This is a genomic window from Pseudoflavonifractor sp. 524-17, assembly GCF_009935845.1.
Lineage (GTDB): Bacteria > Bacillota > Clostridia > Oscillospirales > Oscillospiraceae > Pseudoflavonifractor_A.
Window position 1 is genome coordinate 36,698 of record NZ_QWEK01000028.1, and the last position, 19,579, is coordinate 56,276.

At 61.7% G+C, this 19,579-nt stretch carries 14 protein-coding genes and 2 tRNA genes; 9 read left to right on the plus strand and 7 right to left on the minus strand.

Features of this window, described 5'->3' with window-relative positions:
- Nucleotides 1-110 precede the first annotated feature (110 nt).
- The 4 genes from D1159_RS11380 (at nucleotide 111) to D1159_RS11395 (ending at nucleotide 6,953) form a co-directional block, all read left to right on the plus strand.
- Nucleotides 111-1,325 carry a glucose-1-phosphate adenylyltransferase gene (locus D1159_RS11380; protein ID WP_161845780.1) on the plus strand — a complete coding sequence of 405 codons (1,215 nt, stop codon included), beginning with the start codon at nucleotides 111-113 and terminating at the stop codon, nucleotides 1,323-1,325.
- Nucleotides 1,322-2,440 carry a glucose-1-phosphate adenylyltransferase subunit GlgD gene (glgD, locus tag D1159_RS11385; RefSeq protein WP_161845781.1) on the plus strand — a complete coding sequence of 373 codons (1,119 nt, stop codon included), beginning with the start codon at nucleotides 1,322-1,324 and terminating at the stop codon, nucleotides 2,438-2,440. Before D1159_RS11380 ends, glgD begins: the two co-directional genes overlap by 4 nt.
- 206 nt (nucleotides 2,441-2,646) lie before the next feature.
- Nucleotides 2,647-4,269, plus strand: a complete 1,623-nt coding sequence (gene glgA, locus D1159_RS11390) for a glycogen synthase GlgA (RefSeq protein ID WP_161845782.1) — start codon at nucleotides 2,647-2,649, stop codon at nucleotides 4,267-4,269.
- 242 nt (nucleotides 4,270-4,511) lie between these two features.
- Nucleotides 4,512-6,953 (plus strand): glycogen/starch/alpha-glucan phosphorylase, encoded by a 2,442-nt coding sequence (locus tag D1159_RS11395; protein WP_161845783.1) that lies wholly within the window; start codon nucleotides 4,512-4,514, stop codon nucleotides 6,951-6,953.
- 73 nt (nucleotides 6,954-7,026) lie between these two features.
- Here D1159_RS11395 and D1159_RS11400 read toward each other — a convergent pair whose 3' ends face one another.
- The 3 genes from D1159_RS11400 to D1159_RS11410 form a co-directional block, all read right to left on the minus strand.
- Nucleotides 7,027-7,791, minus strand: a complete 765-nt coding sequence (locus tag D1159_RS11400; RefSeq protein WP_161845784.1) for a polysaccharide deacetylase family protein — start codon at nucleotides 7,789-7,791, stop codon at nucleotides 7,027-7,029.
- Between the two features lie 148 nt (nucleotides 7,792-7,939).
- Entirely contained in the window at nucleotides 7,940-8,623 is a 684-nt protein-coding gene (locus D1159_RS11405) for a DUF2461 domain-containing protein (protein WP_161845785.1), read from the minus strand.
- A 66-nt stretch (nucleotides 8,624-8,689) separates the two neighbouring features.
- Nucleotides 8,690-10,630: a VanW family protein gene (locus D1159_RS11410; RefSeq protein WP_202621049.1), complete on the minus strand. Its 1,941-nt coding sequence runs from the start codon at nucleotides 10,628-10,630 to the stop codon at nucleotides 8,690-8,692.
- Between the two features lie 258 nt (nucleotides 10,631-10,888).
- Between D1159_RS11410 and D1159_RS11415 the strand changes: the two genes are divergently transcribed.
- Nucleotides 10,889-12,193 (plus strand): 5-bromo-4-chloroindolyl phosphate hydrolysis family protein, encoded by a 1,305-nt coding sequence (locus D1159_RS11415; protein ID WP_161845786.1) that lies wholly within the window; start codon nucleotides 10,889-10,891, stop codon nucleotides 12,191-12,193.
- A gap of 275 nt (nucleotides 12,194-12,468) precedes the next feature.
- Here D1159_RS11415 and D1159_RS11420 read toward each other — a convergent pair.
- A tRNA-Tyr gene (locus D1159_RS11420) sits at nucleotides 12,469-12,552 on the minus strand.
- 28 nt (nucleotides 12,553-12,580) lie between these two features.
- A tRNA-Thr gene (locus D1159_RS11425) sits at nucleotides 12,581-12,656 on the minus strand.
- 268 nt (nucleotides 12,657-12,924) lie between these two features.
- Between D1159_RS11425 and D1159_RS11430 the strand changes: the two genes are divergently transcribed.
- The 4 genes from D1159_RS11430 (at nucleotide 12,925) to D1159_RS11445 (ending at nucleotide 16,005) form a co-directional block, all read left to right on the plus strand.
- Nucleotides 12,925-13,242: a sigma-70 family RNA polymerase sigma factor gene (locus D1159_RS11430; protein WP_243152257.1), complete on the plus strand. Its 318-nt coding sequence runs from the start codon at nucleotides 12,925-12,927 to the stop codon at nucleotides 13,240-13,242.
- Nucleotides 13,243-13,389: 147 nt separating this feature from the next.
- Entirely contained in the window at nucleotides 13,390-14,040 is a 651-nt protein-coding gene (locus tag D1159_RS11435; protein WP_161845787.1) for an HAD-IA family hydrolase, read from the plus strand.
- Between the two features lie 152 nt (nucleotides 14,041-14,192).
- The gene (locus tag D1159_RS11440; RefSeq protein WP_161845788.1) at nucleotides 14,193-15,437 is read left to right on the plus strand and encodes an adenosylhomocysteinase; all 1,245 of its coding nucleotides are present in this window, start codon (nucleotides 14,193-14,195) and stop codon (nucleotides 15,435-15,437) included.
- A 22-nt stretch (nucleotides 15,438-15,459) separates the two neighbouring features.
- Nucleotides 15,460-16,005 (plus strand): hypothetical protein, encoded by a 546-nt coding sequence (locus D1159_RS11445; RefSeq protein WP_161845789.1) that lies wholly within the window; start codon nucleotides 15,460-15,462, stop codon nucleotides 16,003-16,005.
- A 53-nt stretch (nucleotides 16,006-16,058) separates the two neighbouring features.
- On the opposite strand, the gene D1159_RS11450 is transcribed toward D1159_RS11445, so the two are convergent.
- Nucleotides 16,059-18,212, minus strand: a complete 2,154-nt coding sequence (locus D1159_RS11450; RefSeq protein ID WP_161845790.1) for a Tex family protein — start codon at nucleotides 18,210-18,212, stop codon at nucleotides 16,059-16,061.
- A 110-nt stretch (nucleotides 18,213-18,322) separates the two neighbouring features.
- Complete coding sequence (gene metK, locus D1159_RS11455; RefSeq protein WP_161845791.1) at nucleotides 18,323-19,510, minus strand: methionine adenosyltransferase; 1,188 nt, start codon at nucleotides 19,508-19,510, stop codon at nucleotides 18,323-18,325.
- Nucleotides 19,511-19,579 lie beyond the last annotated feature (69 nt).

Genomic DNA, 19,579 nt, shown 5'->3' on the forward strand with positions numbered 1-19,579 from the left:
AGATACAAGGGAGGGCAGAGCGGAAGGGAGAGCCAGACTGTGCCTGGCAGGCGCGCCGGAACGAAATCTTGCGCCAAAGAAAGAAGAATTCACTTAGAGGTGATTGTGTAATGAAAAAGGATTGTGTCGCTATGCTGCTGGCTGGAGGACAGGGCAGCCGTCTCTATGCCCTGACCAGCCATGTGGCCAAGCCCGCCGTCCCCTTCGGCGGGAAATACCGTATTATTGACTTCCCACTGTCCAACTGTGTCAACTCCGGAATCGACACGGTGGGCGTGCTCACCCAGTACCGCCCGCTGGAGCTCAACTCCTATCTCGGAAACGGGCAGCCCTGGGATCTGGACCGCTCCGACGGCGGCGTGCATATCCTCCCCCCCTATATGAGAGAGGGAGAGAAGGGCACTTGGTACAAGGGCACCGCCAACGCCATTTATCAGAACATGGGCTTCATTGAGCTGTACGACCCGGATTATGTGCTTATCCTCTCCGGCGATCATATCTACAAAATGGACTACTCCAAAATGCTGGCCCACCACAAGGCCACCAATGCCGCGTGTACCATCTCCGTGCTGGAGGTCACCATGGAGGAGGCCACCCGCTTCGGCATTATGAACGTGGACGAGAGCGACACCGTCTATGAGTTTGAGGAGAAGCCCAAGCAGCCCAAGAGCAACCTGGCCTCCATGGGCATTTATATCTTCACCTGGTCCAAGCTGAAAGAGTACCTGATGGCGGACGAGGCGGATGAAAAGAGCTCCAACGACTTTGGCAAGAACATCATCCCCGCCATGCTGGGCCGCGGCGAGAAGCTGGTGGCCTACCGCTTCCAGGGGTACTGGAAGGACGTGGGCACCATCGACTCCCTGTGGGACGCCAACATGGACATGCTGGCCCCGGAAAACAGCATCGACCTGAACGACACCGAGTGGACCATCTACGCCCGCACCCCCATCAAGCCCCCCATGTTTACCGGGCCCAACGCCGCGGTGGCCCACTCCATGGTTACCAGCGGCTGCGAGGTATACGGCGACGTGCAGAACTCGGTGCTCTTTCACTCGGTGATTGTGGAAGAGGGGGCAAAAGTCAGCTATTCCATCCTTATGCCCGGCACGGTGGTCAAGGCCGGCGCGGTGGTAGAATACGCCATTGTGGCGGAGAATACCGTGATCGGAAAGGACGCCAAGGTGGGCGCCCCGCCGGAACAGACGGACCAGGATTCGTGGGGCATCGCCGTGGTGGCCCAGAATCTTGACATCGGCGACGGCGCAGTCATTCCCCCTAAGGCTATGGTCACTGCCAATGTGAAAGGAGGCGAGGAGAAATGATGAACCGGCTGCACGCAATCATTTTTGCCTACCGCTCCAATCCAGGCCTGCGGGAGCTGACCCAGCACCGCAACACCTGCTCCGTCCCCTACGGCGGCCGCTACCGCCTGGTGGACTTCATGCTGTCCAATATGGTCAACGCAGGCGTTACCGATATCGGCCTGATTGCCCACGCCAACTACCAGTCTCTGCTGGATCATGTTGGCTCGGGCAAAGACTGGGACCTCTCCCGCAAGCACGGCGGCCTGCGCATTCTGCCCCCCTTCAGCTACTCCAGCAAGCGCATTGACGGAAGCTACCGGGGGCGGATGGACGCCCTAGCCGGGGTATACTCCTACCTTCAGAACATCCGTCAGGAGTACGTGGTCCTGGCGGGCGGCGATCTGGCGGTTAACCTGCCCATTGCCGATATCTTTGAGTCCCATATTGCCAGCGGGGCGGATATCACCGCTGTATGCACCCCCAACCCCACCAGCGACCCCAATGGCTGCGACTACTTCTCCGTAGACGAGAAGAACTTCGCCACCGATGTGGTGGTCCATCCCAACCACCACGCCGGGATGGAGTCCCTGGAGGTCTATGTGCTGAAGAAGGAGCTGCTCCTCTCTCTGGTAAACCACTGCGCAGACCACAACATCCCCTCCTTCAGCCACGGGGTGCTCCACTCCGCGCTGGAGCAGATGAGAATCCATATCTACCCCTTCACCGGCTACGCCGCACGGCTCCAGACTGTGTCCAGCTACTTTACCCACAGTATGCAGCTGCTGGACCCCAACGTCCGCGCCCAGCTCTTCGCGCCGGAGCGGCCCATCAAGACCAAGGACCAGTCCAACCCCTCCACCTATTACGGCCCCAGCGCCAAGAGCATCAACTCCCTGGTTGCGGACGGCTGTATCATTGAGGGCGAGGTGGAAAACTGTATCATCGGCCGGGGCGTCCGGGTGGAACGGGGCGCCCGGGTATCCAACTGTGTGCTGATGCAGGGTACGGTCATCCAGAGCGAAGCCGTGCTGAAATACGCCATCACTGATAAAAACGTGCAGATCAGCTCGGGAAGAATGCTCATGGGCCACGTTACTTACCCGTTAGCCATCGCCAAAAACGAAATCGTGTGAGTTTTTACAGATTGGTAAGAAATCCCTGGGAGAGGGGATCGCTTTTTGGGCACTTCCCCTCTCGTACCAGGGAGGTGGTTCTGCTATACTAAAGACAGTAAAACTTCTTTGCCGGTAAGCAAGAAAGGCTGGTCCGGCACCGGGCCGGCAATGGGCGATCCGACGATGAAACGACTATATGATGGAATGGAAAGGAGCTTTGCTCTATGAATATCCTCTTTACATCTTCTGAAGTTGCCCCGTTTATCAAGACTGGCGGACTTGCGGACGTGGCGGGCAGTCTCCCCAAGGCACTGGCCGCCGCCGGACACGATATCCGTGTGATTCTCCCGCTCTATGATGGCATCGGCCAGGAGTGGCGTGAAAAAATGACCTATCTCTTTAATTTCCACGTCTATCTGGCTTGGCGAACCCCCTACTGCGGGATTTTTGAGCTGAAACAGGACGGCGTGACCTACTACTTTGTAGACAACGAATACTACTTCAAACGCTCCGGCCTGTATGGACATTTTGACGACGGAGAGCGCTTCGCTTTCTTCTCCCGCGCGGTGGTGGAGGTCCCCGCCCAGCTGGACTGGCACCCCGATGTGATCCACTGCAACGACTGGCAGACCGCCCTCACCCCTATCTACCTGCTGGAAGAGCGCACCCGCACCCCCCAGCTCTACGGCACCAAGAGCGTGTTTACCATCCACAACATCGAGTACCAGGGCCGCTACGGCAGAGGGCTGCTGGAGGATCTGTTCGGCCTGAATTCCGGTTACTTCCATGAGCACATGGTGGCTTACCACGGGGATATCAACCTGATGAAAGGCGCCATCTACGCCGCGGACTATGTGACCACCGTCTCCCCCACCTATGCCGGGGAGCTGCAATACGCTTTCTACGCCCACGGCCTGGAGGGGGTCGTCTCCGACAACCGGCACAAGCTGCGGGGCATCCTCAACGGCATCGACATGGACCTCTACAACCCCACTGCGGAAGGCAGCCTGGCCGCGCCCTACAGCGCGGAGGACTTGAGCGGCAAGGCGGCGTGCAAGGCCGCTCTTCAGCAGGCGGTGGGCCTGCGTCAGGATCCCAATGTACCGGTAATCGCCTGCATCTCCCGGCTGGTGGACCACAAGGGTTTTGGCATGATTACCTCCGCCATCCATAAGATTATGGCCATGGACGTACAGATGGTGGTGCTGGGCACCGGCGACTGGAACTATGAGGAGGCGTTCCGTCAGGCTCAGATGCAGTATCCCGGCCGCTTCTCCGCCAATATTATGTACTCTGCCGCCCTTTCCACCGCCATCTACAGCGGCGCGGATCTCTTCCTCATGCCCAGCATCGCAGAGCCATGCGGCCTGAGCCAGATGATCGCCATGCGCTACGGCACGCTGCCTGTGGTGCGGGAGACCGGCGGCCTGAAGGACACCGTGGTCCCCTACGGCGTACCCAACGACAACGGCTTCTCCTTTGCCAACGTCAACCCCCACGACATGGTGTGGGTGCTGGGCCAGGCGGTCGACCTGTACTATAACGACAAGGAACGCTGGCAGGTGCTTCAGCGCAACGGCATGACCCGGGACTTTTCCTGGAGTCAGTCCGCCTTGGACTACGTCCAAATTTACAAATGGGCCACTGGCACCGACACCGCTTCAGACCAGGAGGAGACCCCCGAGGAAGCGGCGCCCGTCCCGCCCCAGGAGGAGGCCGCCGGAGCGGAGCGCCCCGCAGCTCAGGACGCTTCGTCAGGCGCAGACAATGCCGCCTCGGGCACGGAGAAAAAGCCTGCCGCAAAGAAAAATGCAAAGAGTAAGAAATCGGCCGGAAAGAAAAAGTGAAAAATTAGCGGTTTTTCTTATATATTTCTTCACTTCTGAAAGTAAACTGCTGGTTTTAGTGCAAAATTCGCATAAAAAGCATTGAACAGGCGCGGCACGTATGATAAACTACTGTTATTTCGCGGGCGGAGGAATACCCCCGCCCGTGCGCCTTTTTAACTGCTTTTCCAGCACGGGCCCTTGTTTGAAACACATCAAGGAGGGCCGAATTTGAACCGCGCCTGATTGGAGGTTGATTTCCTATGCATGAATATACGAAAAAAGAGCTGACAGGGCTTATTACTGGAAAGCTTCGCCGCAATTTCGGTCGGGATGTGGACGAGGCCACCAACTTGCAGATGCTCAAGGCCTGCGCGCTGGTCATCCGGGACATCATGTCCGAGCGGCAGATGAAGACCCAGGATAAGGTGGAGCAGACCCACGCCCGGCAGGTCCACTATCTGTCTCTGGAATTCCTCATGGGCCGCTCTCTGATGAAGAACGCCTATAACCTGGGCATTCTGGAACCGCTGAACGAGGCCATTGAGGGGCTGGGCTTCTCCGCGCCGGAGCTGTTTGAGTCTGAGCCGGACGCCGGCCTGGGCAACGGCGGCTTGGGCCGCCTGGCCGCCTGCTACCTGGACTCCATGACCACCCTGGATATCCCCGCCACCGGCTACTCCATCTGCTATGAACTGGGTATCTTCAAGCAGGCCATTATCGGCGGCCAGCAGGTGGAGCTGGCGGATAACTGGATGGGCCTGGGGGACGCCTGGCTCATCCCCAAGATCGACGAGACGGAGCGGGTGCGCTTCGGCGGCAAGGTGGTCACCGAGTGGGTGGACGGCCGCATGAAGGTGGATCTGCTCAACTACACCTCCGTCATGGCGGTGCCCCACGACATGGTCATCGCCGGCTACGGCACGGAGCACACCAATGTGCTGCGCCTGTGGTCCGCCAAGTCCCCCAACCCCATTGACATGTCCCTGTACTCTTCCGGCGAGTACCTCAAGGCGGTGGAGCAGCAGGCTATGGCCGAGGTCATCTCCAAGGTGCTCTATCCCGACGACAACCACTACGAGGGGAAATCCCTGCGGCTCAAGCAGCAGTATTTCTTCGTCTCCGCCACCGTGCAGTCCATTGTGCGCAAACACCGGGCCCAATACGGCACCCTGCGCAACTTCCACCAGAAGCACGTCATCCAGATCAACGACACCCACCCCACTTTGGTCATCCCTGAGCTGATGCGTATCCTTCTGGATGAGGAGGGCTACAGCTGGGAAGAGGCGTGGAATATTGTGACCCATACGGTGGCCTACACCAACCACACCATCCTGGCCGAGGCGCTGGAGCGCTGGCCCCAGCAGCTGGTGATGGATCTGCTCCCCCGGGTGTGGCAGATCATTGTGGAGATCAGCAACCGGTATCAGACCGAGCTGACCACCTACTTCCACGGGGATATCAGCCGTGTGGAGAAGATGGCCATTATCTGGGGCGGCAATGTACACATGGCCAACCTGTGTATCTGCGCCTGCTCCGCAGTGAACGGCGTATCCGCCCTCCACTCCGGCATTCTGAAGCGGGAGGTCTTCTGCGACGCCTACACCCGTACCCCAGCCAAGTTCAAAAACGTGACCAACGGCATCGATCACCGCCGCTGGCTGTCCAGCTGCAACCCCAAGCTGGACGCGCTGATCAAGGAGTGTACCGGCGGGGACGGCTACCTGCTCAATCCCGGCCTGCTGGCGGATCTGGCCAAGTATAAGGACGACGGCTCCGTGCTCCACCGGCTGGAGGAGATCAAGCGGGACAACAAGCGCTCCTTCGCCGCTTATGTGGCCCGGGAGACCGGCATCCAGCTCAACACCGACGCCATGTTTGACGTGCAGGTCAAGCGCCTGCACGAGTACAAGCGCCAGCTGCTCAACGTGCTGCACATCATTTACGAGTACCAGCACCTGAAACACGATCCCAACTTCATGATCGTGCCCAAGGTCTACCTCTTCGGCGCCAAGGCCGCCCCCGGCTACTACGTGGCCAAAGAGATCATTCACCTGATTAACTCCCTGGCCGCTACCATCAACGCCGACCCGGCGTGCAAAGACAAGCTCCAGGTGGTCTTCCTGGAAAACTACCGGGTCTCCCTGGCGGAGAAGCTGATGCCCGCCAGCGAGCTGTCCGAGCAGATCTCCACCGCCGGCAAGGAGGCCAGCGGCACCGGCAACATGAAGTTCATGATGAACGGCGCGGTGACTATCGGCACGCTGGACGGGGCCAACGTGGAGATGCACGAGGTGCTGGGGGACGAGAACATCTTCCTCTTCGGCCTCAAGGCCCACGAGGTCACCGAGCTGAAGAACAAGGGCTATCAGTCCTATGAGTACTATATGCACAACAATGACCTGCGGGCGGTGCTTGACGCCATGTCCCACGGCTTCGACGACGGTATCAGCTATGAGCATCTGACCAAGCGCCTGCTCTTCGGCGACGGCTGCCCCCCCGACGAGTACCTGCTCCTGGCGGACTTCGACAGCTACCGCAACGCTCAGAAGCGGGCCGCCGAGGCCTATCTGGACCGCAAGCGCTGGAACCAGATGTCTTTGATGAATGTGGCCCGGTCCGGCATTTTCGCCGCCGACCGCTCCATCCGGGACTACGCCCGCGACATCTGGCATGTGCCGGTGCGGGACGTACTCCAAAAATAAAAGGTCCCTTCGCCAGGATATTAAAAACACCGCCTCCGTCTATTGTCAGACGGAGGCGGTGTTTTAGGCCTAGTTACGGATAGGCGGTCCGGTAGCAGTGGCCGTCCTCCAGGGGAATGTGCCGGGCGGCGAAGAGCTCCTCCACCGTGACAAAGTAAAACCCCCGCCGGCGCAGCCGGTCCGCCGCCTGGAGCGCGGCCTCCACCGAGGTGGGATAGATATCGTGGAGGAGGATAATATCCCCGTCCTTGGCATTGTCCACAATGTGGTCCACAATCCGCGCCGGATCCTTGTCATCCCAGTCCTCCGGGTCGATGGACCACAGCACAATGGGACAGCCCGCCATGGCCCGCACCCCAGGGTCCACCGCACCGTAGGGCGGGCGGAGAAGAAAGTGGTTGTGCCCCAGCGTGTCCTGAAGCAGCGTACGGGTGCGGTCCACCTGGGCGGCAAAATCCCCCCGGTTCAGCCCGGTGAGCTGGGTGTGGTCGTAGGTGTGTATGCCGATCTGGTGCCCCTCCTCGTCCATGCGGCGGACCAGATCCATGTTGTTGGGGATCTGCCGCCCGATGAGGAAGAAGGTGGCGTGGATGCCCCGCTCCGCCAGCCCGTCCAGCAGGGCGGCAGTGGTGGACCGCCGGGGCCCGTCGTCAAAGGTGAGGGCGATCAAGCCCCCAGCGGAGGGCGCTGGGGCGTCTGGTACCTCCACCCCATCCACCACGGGCCCGTCGGCGGGGATCGCCTCCCAACACACGCAGGCGGCCCAGGGCATAGCCGCCCAGAGGGCCAGCGCCGCCAGAAGGACCCGTCTTCTCCCAGACCGGGCGCCCCTTTCCATACGCCATCCACCGCCTTTCCTTCCCATAATATGGTGCTTTTCAAAATGGCGCCTGCGGGCTTCTGCCATTCTGTCTGCGTTCTGCTATAGTATGCGGAAAAGGAGCGGCTTTAATCGCGGGCTGTCCGGCTTGCAGAAATTTCAAATTTTAGACCGGCTGCCGGGGGTCCGGATCCCCCTCCAGGGTGGAAAAATACTGATACAGAGGAAGCAGGAGCTGGTATCCCTCCAGCAGCAGGCCCACCAGATCGCGGGTGTAGAGGATAGGCTCCGGCTTGCGGCTGCACTCCAGGGCAAGCTGCCGTTTGTTGTACCAAGGGGCCAGGAGAGGCCCTGGGTCCCCCTTGGCGCGCTTGTAGTCCTCACCAGTGAGCTGAAAGGTGCTCTGCCTTTCTATCTGCCGGGCCAGGGGCTCAAACTGCCGGGGCCGGTTATCCAGCCGGGCCCGGAATTTGGCCATGGTGAGCGGAGACGGGGCGTAGTATCCCAGGCCGTAGGACCAGCCGCCCGGAGTCAGCTCAAACCAGAAAACCGGCCGGGTGGCGAAGGGCTGCTGCGTGGGATGCTCCATGGACCACCAGAGGTGATCCTTATAGGGCCCCCGGCCGTGGAGCCGCCGGGCGTCCCGGTAGATGCGGGATACCTTCCAGCACAGGCCAGGGACCTGGTTGCGCTCCTGAAAGCCGTCGTATACCTCCCGGGCCAGGTCCTTCATCGGCTGGTAGAGGTAAGTTTGATAGTCCTCCTTGTGGGCCTCAAACCAGGGGCGCTCGTTGTTGAAGCGGATGCCCCACATGAAGTCCATGGTGGCGTCACAAAAGCCTTGAAACATCAGTTTACCCTCCTTGGTGACAAAAATGCCTGGGTCCGGCGGGAAGCCGGGCCCAGGCATAGGATATTACTCCGCCGGCGGCAGGCTGGGAGTCGCCACCTCCCCAGCCTCTGGGGGAGGCGCCGGGGTGGGGAGCGGCTCCGGAGTAGGTACGGGCTCCGGCGTCGGCGTCACTTCCACCGCCGGGGGCGGCGTCACCACCGGGATAATCGGCGTGGGCGTGGGCGCCGGGGTGGGCGTGGGGACAGGCTGATCAGAGGGGGACGGCACAGGCGTCCCGCTGGGCTCAGGCGTGGCGCTGGGTTCCGGCGTGGCGCTGGGTTCCGCCGAGGGCTCCGGCGTCGGCGTCACCACCGGTACCTCGGTCATCAAACCGGTGGAGGTGTTGATGCCCAGCCGGGCCGCGTCGGCTGGATTGTAGAAGTAGACCGCGTTGCGGGCGGAGAACCGGTCGGTGTGGATGATGGTATCGCTGACCACGTTGCCGCTGGCGTCCCGCAGGCGCTGGTGGGCCTCCACCACCTTTCCGGTATAAGCGGTGCGCTCCGGATCCCGCTGGGGGGCGGAGCCGGCGGGGATGCCGCCGTTGGGTTCATAGGTGGTCTGGGGAGAGATGGTGGACAGGACCACCGGATAGGGATCGCCGTAAATGCCGGTGGTGTTGGTGCCGTAGATGGTCACATTGCAGTACCGGCGTCCGTCGCTGCCCTTGGTAAGGGAGGCGTTGATTTTTACGGGATAGTCCGTGTTGTTTTTAAACTTGAAGTCCAGGCTGTTGGAGTAGACGGTGGCGTCCAGCCCGGAGGGGAGGTAGCCCACGTCATACTTGTGCTGGTGGCGCTCCACCGTCTCCAGATTGGCCTTCAGGGTGGTCCAGTACAGGGTGGAGGACAGCTGGCACACACCGCCGGCCCAGGTGTCGCTGGTCTTGCCGCTGACGTAGGCGCCCGCCTTCAAGAACCCGCCCCCCTGGGAGTAGGGGCCGCAGGTGGCGTTATAGGAGAAGGTCTCCCCGGGGAGAAGGATGGTACCGTTCACCCGCTGGCAGGCCAGATCCACATTGTGCCACCGGTTGCTGGGTCCGCCGGTGCGGGTGGAGGACTGGCCCAGCACGTCTTTGAAGAGGCTGGCCTCCAGATTGGCGGTGGTCATCTTGGGCTCCTGCGCTACCAGGGGGACGGCGCACACCTCCCCCTCCTCCGTCCGGTCCAGCATGGCCTGGGCGGCGGTGATGTCAAAGCTGCGGCCGGTAACAGATGGGACAATGGACTTGCTCTCCTTGTCCAGATAGGCGTCCACAGGCTCCACATAGACCTCTTTATACACCGCATCAAAATCAGGCTCCGGCGGAGCCTCGGTGATGATATCTGCATCGACCGTCTGGCCCGCCCCGCCGTCCATCATGGTCTGGAACTGCTCCAGCAGCTCTTCCTCCAGGGCGGCGGCGTCAATGGTCTGGCCGGTGACCCCCTTGGTGAGGAGCAGCTCCTCCCCCTCTACTGTCCAGCTGGTCTGCACCATAGGGTTATCCACATAGCTCTGGGCCTGCTCAATGGCGGCGGGGGACTGGGCGAAAGCAAGCGGGGCATCCAGCTCCACGCCGCCCATCAGGGCGGAGAGATACCGGGCTCCCGCAGTAATGCCGCCGCCGCTACCGGCGCTGTCCCAGGCGGCCTGTACGGCCTGACCAGTATCCACGGTGAGAGTATCCCCTGACACGGTAAACTCCGTACCGTTGCACAGGAAACGGGCGGTCAGGGCGCGATAGCGCGCCGCCATCTCCCCCTCTAATTTCTCCGTGGCCTGGGCCCGGGTGAGTCCGCCCAAATCAATCCCGGCCACGCTGGTATTAGGCAGCAGTCTGCCGCCCCCTGACACATAGGCGCACAGACCGCCGTAAGCCGCCCCCGCTCCCGCCAGCAGGACGGCCGCCGTGATAAGGGCGATTTTTCCGCCTTTCCCCTTTTTCGTGCCGGAGCTGACACGCTTGCCGTTTTGCTGTTCCAAAATCCATCATCTCCACAATGCTCAGGTTGACAATAATATATGCATAAAGGCGCTTGTGATTTACATTATAGGTGTTTTCTGTCCAAAAAGCAATTACAGAACTGTTACAACATCGCTGGATTTTATTTCATCCCGGCAGGCAGCCCCAGACGCCGGGCGGCGTTAGATTAAAAAATTTTAAAGAAAAACCCCATTCATTCTTTAAACTTGGTGTGCTATACTGATAGCAACTTCAAAGAATAGCGGGAGGATCACGCCATGTCGGAAGAGAATCGTGGGTATCATCAAGAAAATGAAGATTTAGCCAGCTGGATCGTCATTCTTGTGGCGTTGGCCGTGTTTTTCCCAGTGGGGCTGTATCTGCTGTACCGCAAGCTGTCCCAGGGGGAACAGGGGGCCGTCGTCTGCCAGGCGGCGGACGGCTCCAGCGGCCAGGGCGCGGGGGGATCCGCCTGGCAGAAGGCGCCGCAGGCGGGGGCGGCGTCCAGCGGAGCCTACCGGGGGGCCGGGGTGCGCCGGCGGGAGACCGTCCGGCCCGGCACTCAGGGGGTGGCGGACCGGACGCCTGAAGTCCGCCGCCGTCAGCCTGCCGCCCAACCGGGCACCCAGGGGGTGTCTCCCACTGTGGTCTCCCGGCAGAAAGCCCAGCCAATCCCCCGGCGGGTGGTGCGCCGGGTGCCGGTGAAGCGCAACTGGGGCCGGGGCATGATTGTCTGGGGGGTAATTTTGACGTTGATTCCGACCCTGGCAGTTGGCCCCATGGCCTACGACTTCTACGGCTACAATAATCCTCTGGAGGCGCTGGCCGTCTGTACGCCCTTTGGCGTAATGCTGGCCGGGGGGCTGGTGCTGCTGGGCTTCGGCATCTCCCGCAGCCGGAAGGCCAAACGCTTCCGCCGCTATCTGGCCCTGATCGGCCGCCAGACCACGGTGCAGGTGGCCCTGCTGGCCCAGGCCATGCGGGTACCGGTGAATACTGTCTGCGGCGATCTGCAGGAGATGCTGGACCGGCGGATCTTCCCCACCGGCTATCTGGATATGGCCTCCGGCCATCTGGTGCTCACCGATGAGGGCATTACCCCGCCGGCGGCTCCAGTGGAGGAACCGGCGGCCCAGCCTGAGCCGGAAGAGGACCAGAGCGGAGAAAACAGCCGCTTTCTGGCCCAGATCCAGGCGGTCAACCGGGCTATCTCCGACCAGGCCATGAGCCGGAAAATCGACCGGATTGAGGAGATCACCCAGCGGATTTTCAACTATCAGGAAAAAAATCCCGAAAAGGGCGGCCAGCTTCGCAGCTTTTTAAGCTATTATCTGCCCACTACCCTGAAAATACTCAACTCCTATGCCCAGCTGGAGGAGCAGGGCGTAGAGGGTAAGAATATCACCGCCGCCAAGGAGCGCATTGAGGGCATGATGGACAAGGTGGTGGAGGGCTTCGAAAAGCAGCTTGACAAGCTCTTTGAGGGCACCGCCATGGATATCACCACCGACGTCATGGTGCTGGAGCAGATGCTGGAACGGGACGGACTGTCCCAAAACGGGGGCCTGACCCTTAACGGATAAGCCTTTTCACACTTAGAACCTGTATTCACAACCGCTGAACACTGTCTTGCCGGGTCTTGCGCAAGGGCAAAATCCCTCGGCAATCCAGCGCCCCCCAGTTATGAATACAGGTTCTTACAGCCGGGCGCGGAATCCTCTGACGGTTCCCCGCCCGGTTTTTTGCGGGCAATTTTGGCTTGACAGGAACCGCCTCCGTGTGGTATCTTTTTAAGAGACAGGAATGTATGTTCGATTCCAGCGGCAAAAAAACGCCCCGCCGATTGGCAGGACGCTTTTGGTGGAGGAGGGTGGATTCGAACCACCGAAGCTCACGCAACAGATTTACAGTCTGCCCCCTTTGGCCACTCGGGAACTCCTCCATATTCAGTTGTTCCACAGAAAATGAAGTGGAGCTGGTGGACGGACTCGAACCCCCGACCGGTTGATTACAAATCAACTGCTCTACCAACTGAGCTACACCAGCAAATCAGCTCGTCCACAACGTTGCCTAGTTTACCAGAGAATATGCCGCTTGTCAACACCTATTTTCGATTTTATCCCAGATATTTTTTCGGTTCCTGACGGACCCGGGAGAGGAGAGAGATGACGCCCATTCACATAGAACACCCCCTGCGTGATGCGCAGCAGGCGCTGCCGGCGGACTGGTGCCGCCGGTGCCAGGGGGAGCTGTACGGCGAAGAGCGGGTCTTATGCCCCGCCTGCCGCCGGGAAGAGGAGAAAGAGGAGGAGCAATGGGAAAGACAAGATACCGCCAAGGGGCGGAGTACGCGGCGGATATGGCGGCCTACGCCCGCACCCTCACCGCCGGAGACGGCGGCGCACACCAGCAGCTCAGGCACAGCCTGATCCGCGCCCTGCGGGAGGATGTAACCCCCCGCCAGAGGGAGGTGCTGCTGCTCTATTACGGCCAGCAGCTCACCATGGAGGAGATCGGCCGGCGGCTGGGGGTGGACAAGTCCACTGTCTGCCGTACCGTCCACCGGGGAGAGCGGCGGCTCCAGCGCTGCCTGCGCTACGGCGCCGCCGCCCTGCTGGACGCGGCCCGGTGATTGCATTCCACAGCGGTGCTGTGATATAATAAAATCCAATTCAGACTCAAAAGCTGGATTCCTAACCGGGACGTGCCGGGCGGCAAACGCCCCGGCTGGACAGCTTTTGGGGCTGTGAGTCCAAATTCTCAGACAGGGGGAGACGGTATGGACTACCAGGCTGTGCTCTTTGACTTCGACTTCACCCTGGCCGACGCATCGCAGGCCATTCTGGCCGGCTTTGCCCATGGTTTTCAGGTAATGGGGCATCCCGCCCCGGAGGAGGAGGCCGTGCGCCGCACCATCGGCCTCACTCTGGAGGACGCCTATACCCGGCTCAGCGGCGACGGGGACCCGGCGCGCCAGCGGGAGTTCCGGGACCACTTTTCCCAGATCGCCGCGCCCATGCAGCCCGCTGTAACCCGGATGTTTCCCGGGGCGGAAGAACTGCTCCGGGCACTGAAGGAGCGGGGCATTCCCGCCGCCATTGTCAGCACCAAGCGGGCCTCCACGCTCCGCGCCGTTCTGGAGGCCAAAGGACTGCTCCCCCTGTTCGCCTCCATCACCGGCGGGGAGATGGTATCCAGGCAGAAGCCAGACCCGGAGGGCCTGCTGGCCGCGGTGGCAGACCTGGGCCTCACCCCGGGGGAGGCGCTCTTCTGCGGGGACACCATTATCGATGCCCAGACCGCCCAGCGGGCGGGGGCCCCCTTCTGCGCCGTGCTCAATGGCACCACCCCGGCGGAGGAGTTCGCCCCCTTTCCCCGGGTCTATATCGCCCAAGATCTGGCTGCGCTGAGACAGTGGCTTCACCTTTAGGTTCAGGTCTTGCTGGAGCAAAGTCAAAACGCCCAGGCGGCGGTTCTTTTTCCGCCATACCGCGTTAAAGCATCTCTCGCCGCCGGGCATATTGCCAGTTTTCAAACAGACTCTAGAATTGCAGTATTTATCATAATTGGGAGGTCTATCCGATGAGCATTGTAAAAGACATGAACCTGGCCGAGTCTGGCCGGCGGAAAATCCAGTGGGTGCGGGACTTCATGCCCGCCCTGGGCCAGATTGAGGCCCGGTTTGAGCGGGAAAAGCCCTTTGCCGGCCTGCGCATTGCCGTGTCCGTCCATCTGGAGGCCAAAACCGCCAACCTGGGCTATGTGCTCTCCAAGGGCGGGGCGGAGGTACGCCTCACCGGCTCCAACCCCCTGTCCACCCAGGACGACGTGGCCGCGGGCCTGGCTTCCATGGGCGTTGAAACCTTCGGCATCCACGGCGCCACCGCGGAGGAGTACGAGGCCCACCTCACCGAGACGCTGAAGTTCAGGCCCCACCTCATTGTGGACGACGGCGGGGACCTGGTCCACCTGCTGGGGGGCAAGTGCGCCGGTATGGGGGAGCACCTTATCGGCGGCTGTGAGGAGACCACCACCGGCATCCTCCGCCTCAAGGCCAGAGAGCGGGAGGGCATCCTCCCCTGCGCCATGATGGCGGTGAACGACGCCAAGGCCAAGCACTACTATGACAACAAGTACGGCACCGGCCAGAGCGTATGGGACGCCATTATGCACACCACCAACCTCATCGTAGCCGGAAAGACCGTTGTGGTGGCAGGATACGGCTGGTGCGGCAAGGGGGTGGCCATGCGGGCCGCCGGCATGGGCGCCAATGTGATTGTTACGGAGATCGACCCCTTCAAGGCCCTGGACGCCACCATGAACGGCTTCCGGGTGATGACCATGGACCAGGCCGCCCCCCTGGGAGACGTATTTGTCACCGTCACCGGCTGCAAGGACGTGATCACGCCCGCCCACTTCGCCAAAATGAAGCACAACGCCATTCTCACCAACGCGGGCCACTTTGACTGCGAGGTGGATGTGGCCGGTCTGGAGCGGCTGGCGGTAAAGAAGGGCCTGCGCCGGGCCTCCATCGTGGGATACACCCTCCCCGACGGCCGCACTCTTAACGTCATCGCCGAGGGCCGGCTGGTCAATCTGGCCGGGGGCAACGGCCATCCGGCGGAAATTATGGACATGTCCTTCTCCGTCCAGGCTTTGGCCCTGGAGTGGCTGCTCAAGCACCGGGACGGGCTGGAGAAAAAGGTCTATCAGGTCCCCGACTCCATCGACGGCGAGATCGGCCGGGTGAAGCTGGCCGCCATGGGGCTGCAGATTGACACCCTCACCCCCGACCAGGCCGCCTATCTCAGCGGCTGGGAGGCGTAAAAAACCGCTGGGTATCACCGCTATGAATCCCATAAATCTAAATGAGATAGAGGCAGCGAACAGGAAACGGCTGCTGGACTGCGTCCGCCGGATTCCAAAGGGGGTCCCCGCAGGGTGGGAGAGGACCCTCTTTGCCGTGGGCGGTCTGATGTACCTTGGATTTTCCAATCTACAGACCGAAAAGCTCATTGTCATCTCTGCCCAGGGACAGCGGGTCATCGACTGTAGGGCAGGGGAAAAGACCCGCTGCGATGGGAACTATGATGCGGACGATCTGATCGCTCTCGCCGGCGGGCTGGGGGAAGAGCTGGTGCCAATTGCGGGGGAGGAAGGCGGCGGACTGCGCCGCTGCTCCAAAGCCGGGGATTCGCTGGTGTCCGCCGCTCCCCTCTGGCCGAAAGAGCAGATCATATTTATGCCGGAGTTTGCCCTATGGCATGAAAGTCCGGAAAAATGTACGGTTATCTTTGACGGTTACGAGATCAAAGCCTTTGGGTTCAGCCGGTGCGGCGCCTATATGGCGGTGGGGAGCGCGGACACCCTGGCAATTTTTAAACGACTGGGATAATACAGCAAAAGCGGGGTGTGGTTCTATTTGGAACCGCACCCCGCTTTTTTCTGTTATGGCCGCCGCATGGTGAGGGAGATCCGCTTTTTGGGCACGTCTACCTCTTTGACCCAGACGGTGACCACATCCCCCACCGACAAAACCTCCGAGGGGTGGTTCACCCGGCGGGGCGCATTGAGCTGGGAGATGTGGACCAGCCCGTCCTGGTGGACGCCGATGTCCACAAAGGCGCCGAAGTCGATGACGTTGCGCACGGTGCCCCGCAGCTCCATCCCCGGCTTGAGATCCTTCATCTCCATCACGTCGGTGCGCAGCATGGGGGGCGGCAGCTCGTCCCGGGGGTCCCGGCCGGGCTTGAGCAGCTCCTTGATGATGTCCGCCAACGTGGGCGCCCCCACGCCGCACTGTTCTGCCAGGCGATCCAGCCCCGCGGACTCCGCCTTGGCCCTCAGGTCGGACAGGTTCCCTTTCCTTACGTCGTCCAGGGTGTGGCAGCAGGCGGTGAGGAGGGCCTCCGCCGCGCCGTAGCTCTCCGGGTGGACGCCGGTGTGATCCAAAACGGAGCCGCTCTCCGGCACCCGCAGGAAGCCGGCGCACTGCTCAAAGGTCTTGGGCCCCAGCTTGGGCACCTTCAAAAGCTGTTTCCGGGCGGTAAACGCCCCGTTTTCCTCCCGGAAGGCCACGATATTTTTGGCTGTGGTCTGGTTCAGCCCGGCCACCTGGGCCAGCAGGGGCGCGGAGGCGGTATTTACGTCCACCCCCACGGCGTTGACGCAGTCCTCCACTACTCCATGGAGGGTCTCGTCCAGCCGGGCCTGGGGCATGTCGTGCTGGTACTGTCCCACGCCAATGGCCTTGGGGTCAATTTTCACCAGCTCGGCCAGGGGGTCCTGGAGCCGCCGGGCGATGGACACCGCAGAGCGCAGGTTTACGTCAAACTGAGGGAACTCCTCCGCCGCCAGAGGGGAGGCGGAGTACACCGATGCCCCTGCCTCGCTGACGATCATGTAGGACACGCCGCCCTCCAGCTCTTTGATGAGCTCCACGGCCATCTGCTCCGTCTCCCGGCTGGCGGTGCCGTTGCCGATGGCGATGTGGGCCACGCCGTGGCGCTGAATGAGCTGTTTCAGCCGGTCAATGGCCTCCCGTTTTTTCTTCTCCCCAAAGGTGGGATAGACCACCGCGGTGTCCAGCACTTTGCCGGTGCTGTCTACGACCGCCACTTTACAACCGTTGCGGTAACCTGGATCCAGCCCCATCGTCACCCGCCCTTTCACCGGGGGCTGCATGAGCAGGGGCTTGAGGTTGAGGCCGAACATGTGGATGGCCCCCTCGTTGGCCTGTTCGGTAAGGGCAGTTCGGATCTCCCGCTCCAGCGAGGGATAGAGCAGCCGGTCATAGGCGTCCTCGGCGGCGGCTTTGACAAACTCCATCGCCGGAGAGCCGGGCTGCACCACCCCGCGGCACAGGGCCGGCAGGGCCAGCTCCCGGTCGGTGACCACGGTAACCCGGAGCAGGCCCTCCCGCTCTCCCCGGTTCATCGCCAGGATCTGGTGGCCCTGGAGCCGGGGGACGGCCTGGGCGAAGTCGTAATAGAGCCGGTAGACCGAGTCCTCCTCTGAGACGGCCTTGGATACCAGCCGTCCCCGCTGCCAAATCAGCGCCCGCAGGGTCTTGCGGACAGCCGCGTCGTCGCTGATCCACTCGGCGATGATATCATTGGCCCCCTGAAGGGCGTCAGCCGCGGTCTCCACCCCCTTCTCCGGGTCGATGCAGTCCGCGGCAGCGGCGGCTGGATCCGGGCAGTCCCGCGCCTGGGCAAAGAGCAGCGCGGCCAGGGGCTCCAGCCCCTTCTCCCTAGCGGCGGTGGCCCGGGTGCGCCGCTTGGGCTTGTAGGGACGGTAGAGGTCCTCCACCTCCGCCAGGGTGGCGGCGGCGGAGAGGGCGGCGCAGAGGGCCTCCGTCAGCTTGCCCTGGCCGTCAATGGAGTGCCTGACCTCCTCACGCCGCTTGTCCAGCCCCCGCAGGTACGCCAGCCGGTCGGCCAGGGTGCGCAGGGCGGTGTCGTCCATGGCGCCGTGGAGCTCCTTGCGGTAGCGGGCGATAAAGGGGATGGTATTTCCCTCGTCAATCAGGCGGATGACGTTTTCCACATAGGCGGGAGGCTGGTTCAGCTCCTGTGCCAGAAGAGAGAGTATTGTTTCCATGGGTCGCTCCTTTTTCATGCGGTCTGGGTTTTCATTATATACCAAAAAATAGCAGAGTCAAGCAAAATAACGCGGCCCCATGCCCTGTAACGGCACGGGACCGCTGATGATTACTGCTTCACATTTGCCTTGAGTGCCTCAATCCGGCCGGTGCGCTCCCAGGTCAGGTCCAGCTCGGGCCGGCCAAAGTGGCCATAGGCCGCCACCTTCCGGTAGCCGGGCCGGCGCAGGTCCAGATCCCGGATGATGGCGGTGGGCCGCAGGTCAAAGGTCTTCACCACGGCCTCCTCCAGGGCCAGGTCGGAGACCTGGCCGGTGCCGAAGGTATCCACCCGGACGGACACCGGCTCCGCCACGCCGATGGCGTAGGCCAGCTGAATCTGGCACTTCCGGGCCAGGCCGGCGGCCACCACGTTCTTGGCCACCCAGCGGGCGGCATAGGCGGCGGAACGGTCCACCTTGGTCGGGTCCTTGCCGGAGAACGCGCCGCCGCCGTGGGGGGCGCTGCCGCCATATGTATCCACGATGATCTTCCGCCCGGTGAGGCCGGAGTCCCCCTGGGGTCCGCCGATGACAAACCGGCCGGTGGGGTTGACATAGATCTTTGTGTTCTCATCCATCAGCTCTGCCGGAATGGTGGGCTTGATCACCAGCTCCGTCATATCCGAACGGATCTGATCCAGGCTGGCCTCAGGGCCGTGCTGGGTGGAGAGCACCACTGTGTCCACCCGGACGGGACGGTCTTCCTGGTCATACTCCACGGTAACCTGGGTCTTGCCGTCGGGCCGCAGATAGTCCACCAGCCCCTCTTTGCGCACGGCGGTAAGCCGCAGCGCCATCCTGTGCGCCAGAGAGATGGGCAGGGGCATCAGCTCCGGGGTCTCGTCACAGGCATAGCCGAACATCATCCCCTGGTCCCCGGCGCCGTTGGTGAGGTCGCTGTCCTGCCCCCCCTCCTTGGCCTCCAGAGACTGGTCCACTCCCATGGCGATATCGGAGGACTGCTCGTCAATGGAGGTAATTACTGCGCAGGTGTCGCTGTCAAAGCCGTATTTGGCCCGGTCATAGCCGATATCCCGGATCACCTCCCGGGCAATCTGAGGAATATCCACATAGCATTTCGTGGTAATCTCTCCCATGACGTGGACGAGGCCGGTGGTAACAGTGGTTTCGCAGGCCACCCGGCCGGCGGGATCTTTTTCCAAAATGGCATCCAGCACCGCGTCGGAGATCTGGTCGCAGATTTTATCAGGGTGCCCCTCAGTTACAGATTCAGAGGTAAACAGTCGCTTTGTCATCGCCGCTTCTTCCTTTCTTCCTGCCTGAAACAGGATCCGCTGCCCATCAAGAAAAAAACGCTCCGCACA

Coding starts and splice junctions, on each gene's coding strand:
- D1159_RS11380 (WP_161845780.1), top strand. CDS start 111: ATGAAAAAGGATTGTGTCGCTATGCTGCTGGCTGGAGGACAGGGCAGC.
- glgD (WP_161845781.1), top strand. CDS start 1,322: ATGATGAACCGGCTGCACGCAATCATTTTTGCCTACCGCTCCAATCCA.
- glgA (WP_161845782.1), top strand. CDS start 2,647: ATGAATATCCTCTTTACATCTTCTGAAGTTGCCCCGTTTATCAAGACT.
- D1159_RS11395 (WP_161845783.1), top strand. CDS start 4,512: ATGCATGAATATACGAAAAAAGAGCTGACAGGGCTTATTACTGGAAAG.
- D1159_RS11400 (WP_161845784.1), bottom strand. CDS start 7,791: ATGGAAAGGGGCGCCCGGTCTGGGAGAAGACGGGTCCTTCTGGCGGCG.
- D1159_RS11405 (WP_161845785.1), bottom strand. CDS start 8,623: ATGTTTCAAGGCTTTTGTGACGCCACCATGGACTTCATGTGGGGCATC.
- D1159_RS11415 (WP_161845786.1), top strand. CDS start 10,889: ATGTCGGAAGAGAATCGTGGGTATCATCAAGAAAATGAAGATTTAGCC.
- D1159_RS11430 (WP_243152257.1), top strand. CDS start 12,925: ATGGGAAAGACAAGATACCGCCAAGGGGCGGAGTACGCGGCGGATATG.
- D1159_RS11435 (WP_161845787.1), top strand. CDS start 13,390: ATGGACTACCAGGCTGTGCTCTTTGACTTCGACTTCACCCTGGCCGAC.
- D1159_RS11440 (WP_161845788.1), top strand. CDS start 14,193: ATGAGCATTGTAAAAGACATGAACCTGGCCGAGTCTGGCCGGCGGAAA.
- D1159_RS11445 (WP_161845789.1), top strand. CDS start 15,460: ATGAATCCCATAAATCTAAATGAGATAGAGGCAGCGAACAGGAAACGG.
- D1159_RS11450 (WP_161845790.1), bottom strand. CDS start 18,212: ATGGAAACAATACTCTCTCTTCTGGCACAGGAGCTGAACCAGCCTCCC.
- metK (WP_161845791.1), bottom strand. CDS start 19,510: ATGACAAAGCGACTGTTTACCTCTGAATCTGTAACTGAGGGGCACCCT.